This window comes from Pseudomonas sp. GW821-FHT02A08, assembly GCF_059422045.1.
In genome coordinates this window covers 207,472-221,801 of sequence record NZ_JBWKWD010000003.1, presented here as the reverse complement: position 1 = coordinate 221,801, position 14,330 = coordinate 207,472, and the positions used below count along the sequence as shown (strand labels likewise).

At 57.1% G+C, this 14,330-nt stretch carries 12 protein-coding genes and 3 pseudogenes; 5 read left to right on the top strand and 10 right to left on the bottom strand.

Going from position 1 to position 14,330, the window contains the following annotated elements; all coding sequences use genetic code 11:
• Nucleotides 1–133: 133 nt before the first annotated feature.
• Nucleotides 134–1,453, top strand: coding sequence for an outer membrane protein transport protein (locus AC07W4_RS04235; RefSeq protein WP_495031611.1), 1,320 nt, complete (start codon nucleotides 134–136; stop codon nucleotides 1,451–1,453).
• 169 nt (nucleotides 1,454–1,622) lie between these two features.
• Here the strand turns inward: AC07W4_RS04235 and gfa are convergent, their stop codons facing one another.
• From gfa to AC07W4_RS04215, 4 genes are all read right to left on the bottom strand, one after another.
• The gene (gfa, locus tag AC07W4_RS04230) at nucleotides 1,623–2,201 is read right to left on the bottom strand and encodes an S-(hydroxymethyl)glutathione synthase (RefSeq protein WP_008046900.1); all 579 of its coding nucleotides are present in this window, start codon (nucleotides 2,199–2,201) and stop codon (nucleotides 1,623–1,625) included.
• A 278-nt stretch (nucleotides 2,202–2,479) separates the two neighbouring features.
• Nucleotides 2,480–3,373 (bottom strand): polysaccharide deacetylase family protein, encoded by an 894-nt coding sequence (locus tag AC07W4_RS04225; RefSeq protein ID WP_495031610.1) that lies wholly within the window; start codon nucleotides 3,371–3,373, stop codon nucleotides 2,480–2,482.
• Nucleotides 3,373–4,245 carry a GNAT family N-acetyltransferase gene (locus AC07W4_RS04220; RefSeq protein ID WP_495031609.1) on the bottom strand — a complete coding sequence of 291 codons (873 nt, stop codon included), beginning with the start codon at nucleotides 4,243–4,245 and terminating at the stop codon, nucleotides 3,373–3,375. Before AC07W4_RS04220 ends, AC07W4_RS04225 begins: the two co-directional genes overlap by 1 nt.
• A gap of 142 nt (nucleotides 4,246–4,387) precedes the next feature.
• Nucleotides 4,388–4,447 carry a two-component regulator propeller domain-containing protein gene (locus AC07W4_RS04215; protein WP_495031627.1) on the bottom strand — a complete coding sequence of 20 codons (60 nt, stop codon included), beginning with the start codon at nucleotides 4,445–4,447 and terminating at the stop codon, nucleotides 4,388–4,390.
• Between the two features lie 240 nt (nucleotides 4,448–4,687).
• On the opposite strand from AC07W4_RS04215, the gene AC07W4_RS04210 reads away from it, so the two are divergent.
• A complete protein-coding gene (locus tag AC07W4_RS04210) occupies nucleotides 4,688–6,202 on the top strand; it encodes a DUF1254 domain-containing protein (RefSeq protein WP_495031608.1) in 1,515 nt (504 codons plus the stop codon).
• Between the two features lie 22 nt (nucleotides 6,203–6,224).
• Nucleotides 6,225–7,763, top strand: a pseudogene (locus AC07W4_RS04205) (DUF1254 domain-containing protein).
• A gap of 237 nt (nucleotides 7,764–8,000) precedes the next feature.
• Here AC07W4_RS04205 and AC07W4_RS04200 read toward each other — a convergent pair.
• Nucleotides 8,001–9,053: an alpha/beta hydrolase family protein gene (locus AC07W4_RS04200; RefSeq protein WP_495031607.1), complete on the bottom strand. Its 1,053-nt coding sequence runs from the start codon at nucleotides 9,051–9,053 to the stop codon at nucleotides 8,001–8,003.
• 272 nt (nucleotides 9,054–9,325) lie between these two features.
• Between AC07W4_RS04200 and AC07W4_RS04195 the strand changes: the two are divergent.
• Nucleotides 9,326–9,565: pseudogene (locus AC07W4_RS04195) on the top strand (NYN domain-containing protein); the annotation flags it as partial.
• A 53-nt stretch (nucleotides 9,566–9,618) separates the two neighbouring features.
• On the opposite strand, the gene AC07W4_RS04190 reads toward AC07W4_RS04195, so the two are convergent.
• The 4 genes from AC07W4_RS04190 to AC07W4_RS04175 all read right to left on the bottom strand — a co-directional run bounded on the left by AC07W4_RS04190 (nucleotide 9,619) and on the right by AC07W4_RS04175 (nucleotide 12,555).
• The gene (locus tag AC07W4_RS04190) at nucleotides 9,619–10,200 is read right to left on the bottom strand and encodes a hypothetical protein (RefSeq protein WP_495031606.1); all 582 of its coding nucleotides are present in this window, start codon (nucleotides 10,198–10,200) and stop codon (nucleotides 9,619–9,621) included.
• Nucleotides 10,201–10,390: 190 nt separating this feature from the next.
• The gene (locus AC07W4_RS04185; RefSeq protein ID WP_495027918.1) at nucleotides 10,391–10,702 is read right to left on the bottom strand and encodes a putative quinol monooxygenase; all 312 of its coding nucleotides are present in this window, start codon (nucleotides 10,700–10,702) and stop codon (nucleotides 10,391–10,393) included.
• A gap of 95 nt (nucleotides 10,703–10,797) precedes the next feature.
• Nucleotides 10,798–11,487, bottom strand: coding sequence for a carboxymuconolactone decarboxylase family protein (locus tag AC07W4_RS04180; RefSeq protein ID WP_495031605.1), 690 nt, complete (start codon nucleotides 11,485–11,487; stop codon nucleotides 10,798–10,800).
• Nucleotides 11,488–11,574: 87 nt separating this feature from the next.
• Nucleotides 11,575–12,555 carry an aldo/keto reductase gene (locus tag AC07W4_RS04175; protein ID WP_495031604.1) on the bottom strand — a complete coding sequence of 327 codons (981 nt, stop codon included), beginning with the start codon at nucleotides 12,553–12,555 and terminating at the stop codon, nucleotides 11,575–11,577.
• 132 nt (nucleotides 12,556–12,687) lie between these two features.
• Between AC07W4_RS04175 and AC07W4_RS04170 the strand changes: the two genes are divergently transcribed.
• A complete protein-coding gene (locus AC07W4_RS04170) occupies nucleotides 12,688–13,581 on the top strand; it encodes a LysR family transcriptional regulator (protein WP_495031603.1) in 894 nt (297 codons plus the stop codon).
• Here the strand turns inward: AC07W4_RS04170 and AC07W4_RS04165 are convergent.
• Nucleotides 13,568–14,164, bottom strand: a pseudogene (locus AC07W4_RS04165) (transposase); the annotation flags it as partial. The gene AC07W4_RS04170 and the pseudogene AC07W4_RS04165 sit on opposite strands and share 14 nt — an antisense overlap.
• Nucleotides 14,165–14,330 lie beyond the last annotated feature (166 nt).

Below are 14,330 nucleotides of genomic sequence, written 5' to 3'. Positions count from 1 at the left end.
CGGCGCCTCAGCCCTGGTAGTAGTCAGCCAGGGCCTTTCACAACTTCGATCAACCCCAACCGGCACTGCCAAGTGCACCGGAAGGCGAAGCTTTGCCTGCGCACCAATCAATAACAACAATACGAGGTAGGAAATGAATCTGAGCAACCGTGCAACCCCGTGTCACTCAGCTGTGCGAGAAGTGTCTTCCTGGATAAAGTTTGCAGGTGCCGCGGCAATACTCAGCGCTTCCACGAGCGCGGGGGCCAATGGCATTGCCTTGAACGAACAAAGTGCAAGCAGCGCGGGAACTGCCTATGCGGGAAGATCGTCTTCCGCGCTGGACGCCAGCACCATCTTTGGCAACCCGGCGGGCTTAACCAAATTGAAGCGTAGTGAGATTTCCGGCGGAGCCGCGGTCGTCGCGGTGAGCGATGACATCAGTGATGCGCAGAGCAGTGCCACGGGAACGAATAAAGGGGACTCGGTACCGTTGGGGGTTGTGCCCTTCGCTTATATGTCGACGCCGCTTGATGATCGTTTTTCGATTGGCCTGGGTCTCTATGCTCCGAGTGGCCTGATCAATGACTACGAGAGCAGTTTTCAGGGCCGCTACCATGGTTCCTATAGTACGACCAAGGAGATCACCCTGCAGCCTACCATTGCCTATCGGATCAATGACTACGTGTCCATTGGTGGCGGACCGACCATAAACCGTTTCAATGCAAAGCTTCAGAACTACCTGGCCACCGGCGCCCTGAACAATGGCCAGGACACACTGGTCACCATCAAAGGCGATGACACCGCGCTTGGGTACAACGTCGGCATCCTGGTTGACTTTACCGAGGCTACCCGTTGGGGGATCAACTATCACTCGAAGGTGGACTATGAACTTGAAGGGCATACTGAGGTTTCCGGCTCCCCGAGCGTCATCCCGCTGGACGGAAAGTATGACAACAAGATAGACCTCACAATGCCCGAATCCGTGGATACGTCTATCACCCATCATTTCAATAGTCGCTGGACGGGATACCTGGGGACCACCTGGAAACGCTGGAGCCGGATCAAGAAGGTAGAGGCGGTCAACAGCGGTCTTTCCCCCTTGGGCCAGGCGGCTGGCCTGGGAAGTGTGACCGAAGAAATGAACTGGCGTGACACTTGGGCCACCGCAGTTGGCGCATCCTACCAAATGAACCAACAATGGCTGCTGCGCGCAGGCTACGCCTATGATCCGTCGCCCATCAGAAATGCCGATCGCAGCGTGCGCATACCGGTTGGGAATCGCCAGGCCGTGACCCTGGGAGGCGCTTACTCTCCGAATTCCGATCTGACGATAGACTTTGCTTATGGTTATCTCTGGGACTCCAAAGTCTCAGTAAATCAGTCGAACAACTCCGGTCTTCAACCGCAATACAGTGCCAAATACGAAAATAGTGCGAATGGATTTTCAATACAGGCAACCTATCGGTACTAATCGACCTGACCCAGAGCATTTCAACTACGAACCGATTGAGTAACAGCTTTGGCCGTTTTACGATCACCCGAGCGTGCCTGCAGCCCCCCCGGTTAATTATGTGGGGGCGCACAACATCAAAGGTGAATCGGAGCCGCGGTCCGGAAAAGAGACCGCGGCTTCCGATCAATCAGGCGGCGGGGAGCAGGCCTTTCTGTTTGGCGACATGAGTCGCCAGTGCGTCCATCAAGTCCGGGGACAGGCAGTCATAGGGCTCCAGGCCGATCGAGCGCAGGCGCTCGCGGATAGCCTTCATTTGCGCTGGCGGTGTGCCGGTTTCGATGATGGAGGACACGAACGCCGCGAATCCCGGCGCAGCCCATCCGCTCTGTGGCGAAAGCTCGGTGTGGACGAAGTCCAGGCCATAAAACGCATGGTCCTTGTTTTCGATGCGCCCAAAGAGATGGGCGTGACACTGTTTGCAGGCGTGGCGCTGGATGGTGGCGGTTTCGTCGACAATCGCCAGTTTTTCGCCGTGGGCAATGACGCTGACCTTGTCTCGAGGCACCACGGCGATGACGGCGAATGTCGCGTTTTGTGGTTTCCAGCATTTGCTGCAGCCGCACGCGTGGTTATGCAGAGTTTGTGCGTCGATCCTGATCTCGACCTTGTCGGTCGCACACAGGCATTGCAGAGTGCCACCTGTGAAATTCGCGGCGGCGGGCTGGATACCATTGTCCAGTGCAGGGTGAAGTTGCAAGGTGCTCATGCTGGCGTCTCCGTTTCAGGGTGTCAGACAAAAGTGCCTGGGGCCGTGCCCCAGTCCGGTAGTTCAGCGGAACTCCATGACCGCGCGGATCCATTTGCCTTCACGCATCCGATCGAACCGCGGCGGATTTCGAAAAGGACACAGTGCATAAACGAGTGACCTCCTTCGGTGCGACCGGTCGGTTACCCAGATCAAGAATAGTCTGCGATGACGCCTCGAGCGCGGCCAGGGTCGGCGCTCGGGCGAGTGTGCCGAATTCAGGTGGAGTCCACAGCCACTCAGGCGGGGAATCGGGCGATCCAGTGCCTGGCAATCTCTTCGCGGCGGCAGATCCACACCGCGTCGTGGCCTTGCACGTAATCGAGAAAGCGCGCCAGCGCCATCGCACGACCAGGATGGCCACTGATCCGCCCATGCAGGCCGATGCTCATCATCTTCGGGTGTTGCGCACCCTCCTGCCACAGCAGGTCGAAAGCGTCCTTGAGCAGCCGGAAGAAGTCTTCACCGCAGGCGAAACCGTTCGGCAGCAGATAGCGGGCGTCGTTGTTGACCAGTGTGTAAGGGATCACCAGGTGGGCGGGCGAACCCGGGAGCCAATAGGGCAGATCATCGTTGTAGGCGTCCGAGCTATAGAGCAACCCGCCTTCCTCACGCAACAGGCGGCGGGTGTTCTGGCTGACCCTTCCTGTGTACCAGCCTGTGGGGCGTTTACCGCAGATCTGCTCGATCACGTCGAGGGTGAGGCGGATATGGTGCCGCTCCTGGTCTTCAGGCATGTCGCGATAGTCCAGCCAACGGTAGCCATGTCCGGCAACCTCATGCCCGGCAGCGCAGAGCGCATGGCCGATCGCCGGGGTGAGTTCCAGTGCCCGGCCGACGGCGAAGGCGGTCAGCGGCAGGCCTCGGGCGCTGAACAGCTCCAGAATGCGCCACACACCTGCGCGCGATCCGTATTCGTACATGCCCTCGACGCTCAAGTCCGGTTCCCCCACGCGCACAGGGCGCCCCGGCAGCTCGTGAAGCCAGGCCTCCGACTGTGCATCGCCATTGAGGATGCATGACTCCGCGCCTTCTTCGATGTTGAGTACGAACTGGACCGCGACGCGCGCCTCACCGGGCCATCGCGGGTGGGGTGGGCAGCCGCCGTAACCGATGAGGTCGCGAGTGGACATCAGCCCAGCTCGAAGGTCGTGACGCCGAACACACGTTCGTGCGCGATCGCCGGAGGAGGGCCGAGGTACATGCGTGCGCAGCCGAACACCTCGATCATGCCCTGTTGGTGCACGAGCGCCATCGCGGCGGGGTTATTCTGCGGGGCATCGAGAAACAGCGGGCCACCCTCGGCAAATTCCGCCAGGCGAGCGTAGAGGGCATTGGCTGCCAGGGCGTCATCGGCGAACAAGGGGCCGATCTTGTAGCCTTCCCGGCAGCGCCTTACTACGCCATAGCCGCTTAGCCTGCCCTCGCGCCGGCAACCCACGGCGAGTGCGTCGGCCTGGGCTATCCACCCGCTCAGGAAGCTTGCGCGCGGGGCGGGGAAGCAGGCGCGGTCGTAATCGGCAACCTGATCGAACGGGAAAGTGGCCAACGGGACGATGTCCTGGCCGTCTACCTGCGAGGTCGTCGGGCGGGCGGTGAGATTGGCACGGAAACGCATGTTGCGATGGGAGAAGACGAAACCACCCTTGGCGTAGTAGTCCTGCATCGCGAAGACGCCGTCCATGCCGATGCTCGCGCCTGGACGCAGGCGGGCGAGGAGTCGCTCGCGGCGTGCGTGCCAGAGGGTATTGCCCAGACCTTGACCGCGATATTCAGGCCGGACGATGAAAAAGCCCATGAAACCGAATTCGCCATCGTAGGAGGTGATGGCACCGCCGCCGATCAATTCACCGCCCTGGTACGCCGCGATGAAGGCGGCAGGGTCCGTAGCCCAGAACAGCTCGGCATCGTGAAGGCCGGGATTCCAGCCCTCACGGGCAGCCCAATCGACGAGTTCGTCCAGTTCGGGACGGGTCATGTTGCGTATGACCAGCTGATTCGACACCGCGAAGTTCTCCTCAGTCGTTAATCGAGCGTGTGGTCCATCCCCACTCTGAACCCTTTCGGTATAGCTTCAACCTGAGTATTGATCCAGATCGTCACGCCATTGTCGCGCTGAGTGACTGCTTCTGGCCGATCTCTGCCTGTCACCAAGGGCTGTATCCGACCCACAGCTGCCCGTCGGAGTCTTGAGCGAGAGCGCAGATAGCAGTCAGTCAACGAATGGGAGGCCGTTTAGCCATAGGCAGGCCCGAAGCGAACGGTAGCGGCTGCACCCGTGGAGCGCTGGCCGAATAGCCAAAGCTGTCTGATTCCGGACTGCTACAATCAATCGGCGTGCCGCCGCGGTGCTGTCGCAGGGGTCCAGTCGCCACAACGTTTGACCCCTTCTTTTCCGCATGTCTTTCGGCATCCATTCACGTATTCACGGAGTTTGGAGGTTGAACATGTCGACTGAATCTTGTGCTGCCAGCCGAGGAAATTATCGGGTCAAGGAAACTGATCGTCGATCCTTGACCGTTTTACTGGGCGTCGGGGCAGCCTTCCTGATGCTGGCGGGTAACGCTCAGGCACAGCAGGTGGCGATCCCTACAACCGCCAGCGAAGTTCCCGGCCCGGCGAGCGGCACCGCCATGACCACGGCCTACGTGCAATCGGTGGGGCGCATGGCCTACCTGTGGGGCTGGCCGCTGGTCAACATGGCCAACCGTGGCAACGCTTTTTCGAAGGCCCCCGAACCCGGCTTGCTGGGTGGCGTGATACCGATCGCGTTCAACCGGAACGCAATGTTGACCGGGTACGTCAGCCCGGACCAAACCTTCATCGCTTGCCCCAACCAGGATGTCGCGTACGGCGCCGGCTTCATGACGCTGGACAAAGAGCCCATCGTCTTCCAGGTCCCGGATTTTGGTGATCGTTTCTGGGTCTACGCCCACTATGACGCGCGCACCGACGAATTCTCCGAGATCGGTAAGGCCTACGGCACCAAACCCGGCTTCTACATGATGGTCGGCCCAAACTGGAAGGGCGAAACTCCAGCCGGCATTACGGCAGTGGTGCGCTCCTCCACGTCGCTGGCCTTTGTCGTTCCGCGTATCTTCATCGATGACAGCGCTGAGGACCAAAAAGCCGTCCAGCCGGTGATCAGCCAGATCGTCTACTACCCGTTGTCGGAGTTCGACGGCAAGATGAAGTCCAAGGACTGGAGCAATCTACCGCATTTCCCCACGCCGAAGACCAGCGGCAAAGGGGAGGCCTCGTGGGTGAACCCGGAAACCTTTTTCGACGAACTACCTGCGGTGATGAAAAGCGTGCCGCCGCTGCCAGGCGAGGAAGCCCTCTATAACTGGATCGGCAGTGTGCTGGACGCCGCCGCCAAGGACCCGAAAATCATGCAGACGCTCAAGGCTACCGCTGTCGGGGCTGAGCACGAGATGATTTCGCCGTTCCTGCGGTGGAGCAACAACGGTCGTGCCGCCGGCAATGGTTGGAATTCGCCGGTGAACAATGCCCAATGGGGAACCGACTACCTCAACCGGACCGCCACCGCCAAGTCGAACATGTACGACAACCGCCCGGAAGAGACGAAATATATCTACACGGACAACGATAGCCAGGGCAAGCAACTCAACGGAAACAACACCTATGCCGTCACCTTTGCCAAGGGCCAGCTGCCACCGGTCAAGGGCTTCTGGTCGCTCACGCTATACAACGACGTCCACCTGTTTCATCCCAACGCGCTAAAGCGCAATTCACTGGGCACGAAGAACAAGAATCTCAAATACAACACGGACGGGTCGCTGACGCTCTATGCCGGCGCCAAGACGCCCGGCAAGGACAAGGAAAGTAATTGGCTGCCGGCCCCCAGCGGCCCATTCTCGCTCTACATCCGTGCCTATTGGGCCGACAAAGCCATACTCGACGGCACGTGGCAGCCACCGGCCATCGCGACGGTGAAGTGATCAAACGGCAGAGGACGCAACCATGAATCCAAAGAACTTGATCGCCGCTGCGCTCGTGGGCGCGTTAGTAATGAGCGAATTGGCAACGCAGGCCTCCGCTCAGGAAGCCAGCTTCAATAAACTCGCCGACCTGCCGTTCACGCAAGGCTGACCTACGAAGGAGGCCGCGCAGATACTACGCGACGAACTGCTTTTTCAACGGGCGACGCAGACGTATCTCTGGGCGCTGCCTTTGATCAACACCCTCGGCATGCAGGTCGGCTCGGAAAAGACATTCGGCGCCGGCTACAACGTCTTGCCGATCTGGAAGCGCAGACTTGACGCCAAGACCCTGGTGACGACCCCCAACTCCGATGTCCTCTACGCGATGAGCTATATCGACTTGGGAAGGGATGGACCGCTGGTGATGGAAGCGCCGCCTGAGTTGCAAGGCATCCTGCTGGATGTCTGGCAGCGTCCCATCCCGGTCGATGGTGGCAAGTTCTTCGGTGACGTTGGTCTGTTTGGACCGGATGAGGGAAAGGGCGGCAAGTTTCTCCTCTTGCCACCCGGCTACAAGGGCGAAGTGCCGGACGGCTATTACGTGTACCGCTCTGCCACAAACAATGTCTTTGTCTTTCTGCGCGGGTTCTATGAAGACCCGAAGAATCTGACGCCGGCGGTTACGCATCTTGAACAGACAAAGATATATCCACTGAACGGCGCGGCCGGGGCGAAACCGATGATATTCCCCGATGCCTCCGGCGTCCCGGTCAACATGCTGCCGAGCAGCGACGGCAATGCCTTCGATCAACTCAAGCTGCTTGTGGACAGTGAAGGCGCCAACCTCGCCGGTTCCGATTGGCTTGGCATGCTGGCGGCGATCGGCATCGTCAAGGGGCAACCGTTCAATCCTGATGCGCGAACACGCGAGATCCTCGATCGGTCCGCCAGGACCGGCTACGAAATGAGCCGTGTCATTGGCTTTTCAGACAAGGCGAATGGTCTCTCGTATAGAGTCTATCCAGACCGCCAGTGGCTTAATCCTTTCGCCGACGGTACTCCCGCGAATCCGGGCGGGTCGAAGAATGATAGTTGGGAAAATGTCGCCGGAGCATATCCGTACCTGGCCCTCGATGCCCGAATCTGGATGTTCACCAACTACTACTCGATAAGCCCGGGAATGATGTCCCAAACCCCAGGCAAGGGTGCCAAATATATGATCAGTTTCACCGACAGCGGGGGCACGCCTTTGTCGGGTGACACCAGCTATCACCTGAGCCTGCCGGCCAACATTCCTGCCGCCTTGTTCTGGTCGGTGACGCTTTACGATGCCGCCAATGCTTCCGGTCTCGACAACGGCCAGCCGTTCCCCTCGCTCGGTTCGCGTGACAAGCCGGTGCAGAACGCCGACGGCAGCACCGACCTCTACCTCGGACCCAAAGTACCCGAAGGCAAGAAAGCCAACTGGCTCGCCACTGTGCCAGGTAAAGGTTATTTCGCCATCATCCGACTCTACGGCCCGAAGGAACCCGCCATCGATAAGAGCTGGAAGCCCGGTGACATCGAGCAGGTGAAGTGACGTTGGGCTGCCGATGTCGGGAGGTAAACATAATGCGGATGAGATCGCCAACGAGGGAGGCTTTAAGCAGAGACCGTTGACCGGCAGCTTTTGGCCGACATCTGCCTTTCGTGATGGGCAGATATCGGCCGAGGCTGTGTAAAAACGTTTTTGATCGTAACAGGTGGCTGGATTCGACACAAAAATTGCGCTCTTACGCAAATTTCAGGTCTGCTGAGTTGCCGAGTGCCAGCAATCCTAGAGCTCCACTTTGTTGTTCGCGGACTGCGTCAAAAACTCGCTGATCAGTGACGTAACCTGCTGTTGGATTACCTCGCGCGGGCGAGCATTGTCGCCATCCCCGCAAATGATGCCATCGCCAGGAGTGTCCTCTTCGAGCAATGCCACTGCACCCGGTTTGCAAATCGGCAAGAAGCTGAAATGGCTGGCGTCACTGATCTCGACATAGCGGCTGGACGCTTGGGGCAGGCGTGTGGCCAGGTTGGCGGACTCCAACTGAGCAGGCAGTTCCACCGATGGTGCGCCGGCAGCGATAACCAGCACCGGCACCGGCAGAGCCGCAAGGCTCTCGTCGGTCATCCCGCGCGAGAGTCCCAGGTCCAAAGAAACCACAGCGGTGACGCGTTGATCGCGCAAATCGCCGGCCAGACCAGCCTTTAATGCCGGAGTACTCTCAGGGTCGATCTTTTGATAATTGGTGCAACTGGATAACTGCGGATGGAGTTTGCAATCACGGGCAAACAGGGCCGGGTCGAAACGAGCACCGGCGATCGCCATTGCGGTCCAGCCGCCGAGTGAATGGCCCACTACAGCAATTTGACGCTTTGCGACCACGCCAAATTTTTCAGGTTGAGTGGTGACCGCCTCAATGGCCCGATGCAGGTCAATGGGCCGCTGCCATAACTGCGCCGCCGCTTGCGGGCTGCGATCATGGGTCGTGGTGCCGGGGTGGTTGACCGCTGCGACAATGTAACCCTTATGGGCCAATGCACTCGCCAACCAGTTCTGATTGTTCCAATTGCCTCTGAATCCATGGGAGAGCACCACCAATGGGTGCTCGCCAGCAGAGGGTGGCGCGTTGCGAACCGCAGAAGCACCGACAAACACCACATCGTCGCCGATCAACTGTGGGGTGACGGTCGTTGTACTGGGATACCAGACGACCATCTCCAGCGGACGCTCATTGTGTGGGTCCGGCAGGGTGGAGGATTGGAAGCCGACAGAGTTGACGTCAGCGAGAGCGCTGGTCGTCAGACAGGTTAAAAACAGGGCGCCGAGAGCTGGTTTCAATGGGGTTCTCTTCCTTGATTTAGATAGGGGTTCAGAACCTGAAACCCACCGATAGCGTGCATCACATCTCGCAAATTATAGAAATCCAGCGCCGTGTGCAGGTGAATCCGCATCGACATTAAAGCCGATACTCCGACTGACATGCATAGTTTTCGTTATCTGCATTGACCGGTTGAATCCACAGTCGTTTTCTGCCTGTCGCGAAGGGCCGTAACCGGCCAGTAGCAGACGCTCGGCCAAGTTCGCGTTCGGCCAGAAGCAGTCACTTCCAAATTCACGCAAGGAACAGAAGACTTACCGCTGCAGCATTTGCCGAAGATTTACTCGAAGAAATCGCCAAGTACGGCGTTGCCAATGTCAAACGGATCTATGACGATGGGATTGATCTTCAGTTGGGTGGATGGAAGAAGGTGCTGCTCGAACATTCGATTCAGCCCATCCAACAGTTCGCGTACACCAAAGGTAAGAACACAATAGACAGCGCCTTGACCTTCGACGCAATAGACCTGCTGCTCCAGAGTTTGGGCAGTAGCATATTCAGAAAAAACCTACTTTAGCGATGAACTCAACATTGATGCATCACAAAAGCCCCGAAGACAATATGTTTAACCGCCCGATAAAGCTTCAACACCTCAACATTAGAAAATACTTTTTCACCAGGATGAAAATCCACGCTCAAACTAATTTTTCCTTCGTACGCGCCACGAATAGAGCAGATAGACTGAAACATACAGTCAAAGCGAAAATACTCATAATCGCGTAAATCTTTAAAAATCAGAAATTTCTTTAGGTCAGCTTGATCAGAGCGAAAGACCACGAAATCATTCGTCGCCTCCACCAACTCCAAGGTACCGCTGCTACTTTTGATGAACTCGTAGGTAGACCTACCTGGGTCATTCATTCCAGCATCGTTACGTTCAAGAAATACCCTAATCTTCTCAACATTGCTGCCAACGATATCTACACCGCTGATCAAAATCGACTGACGCTCCTCTTCTGAACTAACTCCTCTTGAAATCACATCTGAGTTCAAACAGTACTTCACACCATCAACCAAAAAATAATTCACCTGCTGGCTTTCAGTGACAACACTACTCCATATCCACACAGCAGCTAACACTACCGCAGCCAGAACATAAAACCTCATAGCTATCGTCCCATCATACTGAATCGACCACAGTTTAGTAGATGATTTGAAGGTCCGCTTCTGGCCGATCTCTGCCTTCCACGACCGGCTGAAACTGACTCATGGAGGACATTATCCAATGACCGCTATGGGGCAAATTTGAGATGGATAACCGTTAGCGCTACCCATAAGTACAACGAGCCGATTGACCTCAGTTACTTACACGAGCATTGAGCGTAATAACGGGGCCGAAAGTGAGCAGTGGACGTAGCTCTTCCATAACGCTGGCGACATGCTGGTTGCCGGCGTGCTCTTCGACCGCCTGCTGGTTTGTCCAGCCATCGATTATGTAAAACGTATTGGGTGCTTCGAAACTCTGATAGAGGTCGTAATACAGGCAACCGGGTTCCGCTCTTGCCGGCTCAACAAATTGCAAAATCAAGGCTTTAACCCGCTCGGTGTTGCAATCATCGCAGCGAAGCTCGCAGATGATGTGCCGCTCTTCGAATTTGGTGCTTTGCATGTTTTTACCCTGGATTTAGAGGAACCCTTAGCTGGTGCGAAATGACCGATTCACGGCCGGTCATTCAACGTACCGCACCAGATTTGCCAAGCGCTTTACTCGGAGCGCTTTTCGAATATTTCTTTGGCGATGGCTGCCGCCGACATTGCGTTCGGCCAACCGGCGTAGAAGGCCAGATGCGTAATGATTTCAGCAGCCTGAATTTGGGTCAGGCCGTTCTCCATGGCTTTGTTCACATGAAAAGGGATTTGAGCGGCTTGCCCCACTGCAACCAGGGCTGCGACCGTGACCAGGCTGCGATCACGGGGAGTCAGTGCCGGGCGCAGCCACAGGTCATGGAACAGTACCGAAGTTGTATAGCCTGCGAGCGCGTCGAATGCAGGCCCGATCATCTGTTCTACCGCTGCCACGCGCATCTGTTCAAAGCCTTCGTCGACTGGGAGCATGTTGTCCTGTACATCCGCCAACGCGATTGGCGCGATATCGCGGGCCTCAAATACGTCTTTGGCTATGGATGCCGCCAATGTGGCATTGCCCCAGCCTGAATAGAATGCCAAATGAGTGATGACTTCACTCAGTTCGGTGGGCGTAACACCATTGTTCAACGCCAAATCGAATTGGCGAGCCATTTCGGCTGGCTGATGCCGTGCAATCAAGGCGGCAACGGTCACGATGCTGCGATCCCGGGGCAGCAATTGCGGACGCTGCCATATCTCTTCCAGAAGCACGTCCTGGGTGTAGCGTGCAAATGCCGGTACGGCGAAGTTCGCTTCGTCTGACTTCATAGTGATTGATCGCTCGTGCAGGTGAATAGTGGGAAACGAGCGTGTGACGGTGCCCCTGAAGAAACACCGTCAGGCGCTGAAGAACGCTTAACGGTTGATGCTTTTCATCATCTGCGCGTTGTAACGCTCACCTTGTACAGGCACCTTGGCCAGAACCTCACCGAGTTCACGAAGGTCTTCTGCGGTCAATTGCACGGTTGCTCCGCCTACGTTCTCTTCAAGGCGATGCAGCTTGGTTGTACCGGGGATAGGCGCAATCCACGGCTTTTGTGCCAGCAGCCAGGCCAATGCAATCTGGGCCGGGGTTGCTTGCTTGCGCTGGGCGATTTCACCGATCAGGGCGACGAGATGGTGATTGGCCTCGCGGGCACCGTCAGCAAATCGAGGCAGATTGTTCCGTACATCACCGCTAGAGAAGGTCGTACCGGCATCTATTTTCCCGGTCAGGAACCCTTTGCCCAGCGGGCTGAAGGGAATGAATCCAATCCCGAGCGCTTCGAGAGTTGGGATTATTTCCAGTTCAGGCTCACGGGTGAACATCGAATACTCACTTTGAAGTGCCGACAGCGGCTGCACTGCATGGGCACGACGGATAGCGTCTACGCCAGCTTCACACATGCCAAAGTATTTGACCTTGCCCTCGGTGATGAGGTCGCGCACGGCCCCGGCAACATCTTCCATAGGGACATTGGGATCGACGCGATGTTGGTAAAACAGGTCAATGCAGTCGGTCTTCAGGCGCTTGAGTGATTCTTCCGCCACCTGACGGATGCGCTCAGGTCGACTGTCCAGCCCAGCGGCGGGATTGCCGTCCTTAAAACCGAATTTTGTCGCGATGACGATCTGCTCGCGAAATGGTTGAACGGCTTCGCCCACCATTTCTTCGTTGACTTGCCCATAGGCTTCTGCCGAATCGAAGAGGGTGACACCACGCTCAAAGGCCGCCCTGATGAGTTTGATTGCATCCGCTTTGTCAGTGGCGGGGCCATAGCCGAATGTCAGGCCCATGCAGCCCAGACCAATGGCTGAAACTTCGAGGCCGTTGCTGCCGATTTTGCGCTTTTGCATCATCCATCTCCTTTGAGGGTATTGGAAACCAACCCACAAACTGTTTGGTTATTGGGGATGCAGTTACTTTAAAAAGATCTGATCCATTCAAGAAGTGGCATACTGCGATAACCGGTATGAGATAAATTCATCATGGCGCAGAGCGATTTCAATAGCCTTGCAGTGTTCATCACCGTTGCGCGCGAGCGCAGTTTCACCAGGGCCGCTGCCCATCTGGGTGTGTCCCAATCCGCTATCAGCCATAGCATCCGTAGTCTTGAAGAGCGTCTCGGAATCCGCTTGTTGACCCGCACCACACGCGGGGCGTCGCCGACCGAAGCCGGCGAGCGTTTGCTCGCCAGTCTTGTGCCTTACTACGAGGGAATAGAAGCAGAAGTCGCCGCGTTGGGAGAGTTGCGCGACAAGCCATCAGGGACTATTCGGATAACGTCCCACGACCATCCCGCATCCACCATTCTCTGGCCGAAACTCTCCAGGTTGCTGCCGGAATATCCCGACCTCACCCTGGAGATCAATATCGGCTACGGGTTGATCGATATCGTCGCTGAACGTTATGACGCGGGGGTGCGGATAGGCGATCAGGTGGCAAAAGACATGATCGCAGTCAGAATTTCCCCTGACTTTCGCATGGCTGTCGTGGGCTCGCCGAGTTACTTTGCCCATCGTGAAAAGCCACAAATTCCCCAGGATCTGACCACCCATAACTGCGCGAACCTGCGGTTGCCCACTCATGGTGGCCTGTATGCCTGGGAGTTTTCCAAGGCCGGTAAAGCGCTGCATGTTCAGGTGCCCGGGCAGATGATCTTTAACACCTCACCCCAGACAATGTCCGCCGCTCTGGAAGGATACGGGCTGGCTTATGCGCCGGAGGATGTTGTCCAGGCCTATGTCGAGGATGGCCGGTTGATCCGTGTTCTTGAGGACTGGTCGCCGACTTTTCCGGGATATCACCTTTACTATCCGAGCCGGAGGCAATCCTTGCCAGCCTTCGCACTTGTTGCCAATGCTCTCCGCTACAAGGCTTAGGGGGCTTCGCGGCATAACTTTTCGCAAGCTTGTCGAAACGCGTAACGATGCCGCGATTCTCCTTCAACCAGCCGAACATGCGCTCAATGATATTGCGCTGCCGGTACTTGGGACGATCAAACAGTCTCGGCAACCCCGGCTTGGGTTTACGCTTCATGCTGCGCAGAGGAATCACCGGTTGCATCCGATACCGGTCGCAGTAGCGGCGCAAAGCTTCGGCGTCATAGCCTTTATCAGCCAACAACCATCGCCAGCGTTTGCGAGGTCGACCGCGCAAGCCTGGTATGTACGCCTCATCCAGCAACGGCTGGGCATAAGTGATGTCAATGGCTTGCCCGCCCGACAATAGAAATTGGTCAAACGTTCCGCGACTACGCCAGTCACGAAAACGTTGATAGACCGTTGACCATGGGCCGAAGCGCTCAGGCATGTCGCGCCAGGCAGCGCCAGAACAGAGCACCCAAAGGATGCCGTTGAGCATCACGCGATCATCTGTTCGGGGACGCCCGCTACGGCGAGGTTCATCGAAGATATCCGCAACCAAATCCCAGGCTGCATCGGGGAGTTCGTACCGTTTGGCCATCGTTGGGCTCCTGCCTTTGATGGACGCGGACTTTACTGAATCTCGACCCCGCTGGAGTTCAAATTGGTTTCGGCTGATTTCGTACAGAGCCCAGTGCAGTACTCAAGCGGTCTGCATCAGGCTGCGCAATTGGAGAATCGCCTGCGCAATCGGGGAGGTTGGCAGG

Bases quoted from the DNA above. Each gene is read 5' to 3' on its own strand.
- AC07W4_RS04210 (WP_495031608.1), top strand. From the start codon at position 4,688: ATGTCGACTGAATCTTGTGCTGCCAGCCGAGGAAATTATCGGGTCAAG.
- AC07W4_RS04225 (WP_495031610.1), bottom strand. From the start codon at position 3,373: ATGTCCACTCGCGACCTCATCGGTTACGGCGGCTGCCCACCCCACCCG.
- AC07W4_RS04190 (WP_495031606.1), bottom strand. From the start codon at position 10,200: ATGAGGTTTTATGTTCTGGCTGCGGTAGTGTTAGCTGCTGTGTGGATA.
- AC07W4_RS04175 (WP_495031604.1), bottom strand. From the start codon at position 12,555: ATGCAAAAGCGCAAAATCGGCAGCAACGGCCTCGAAGTTTCAGCCATT.
- AC07W4_RS04180 (WP_495031605.1), bottom strand. From the start codon at position 11,487: ATGAAGTCAGACGAAGCGAACTTCGCCGTACCGGCATTTGCACGCTAC.
- AC07W4_RS04235 (WP_495031611.1), top strand. From the start codon at position 134: ATGAATCTGAGCAACCGTGCAACCCCGTGTCACTCAGCTGTGCGAGAA.
- AC07W4_RS04170 (WP_495031603.1), top strand. From the start codon at position 12,688: ATGGCGCAGAGCGATTTCAATAGCCTTGCAGTGTTCATCACCGTTGCG.
- gfa (WP_008046900.1), bottom strand. From the start codon at position 2,201: ATGAGCACCTTGCAACTTCACCCTGCACTGGACAATGGTATCCAGCCC.
- AC07W4_RS04185 (WP_495027918.1), bottom strand. From the start codon at position 10,702: ATGCAAAGCACCAAATTCGAAGAGCGGCACATCATCTGCGAGCTTCGC.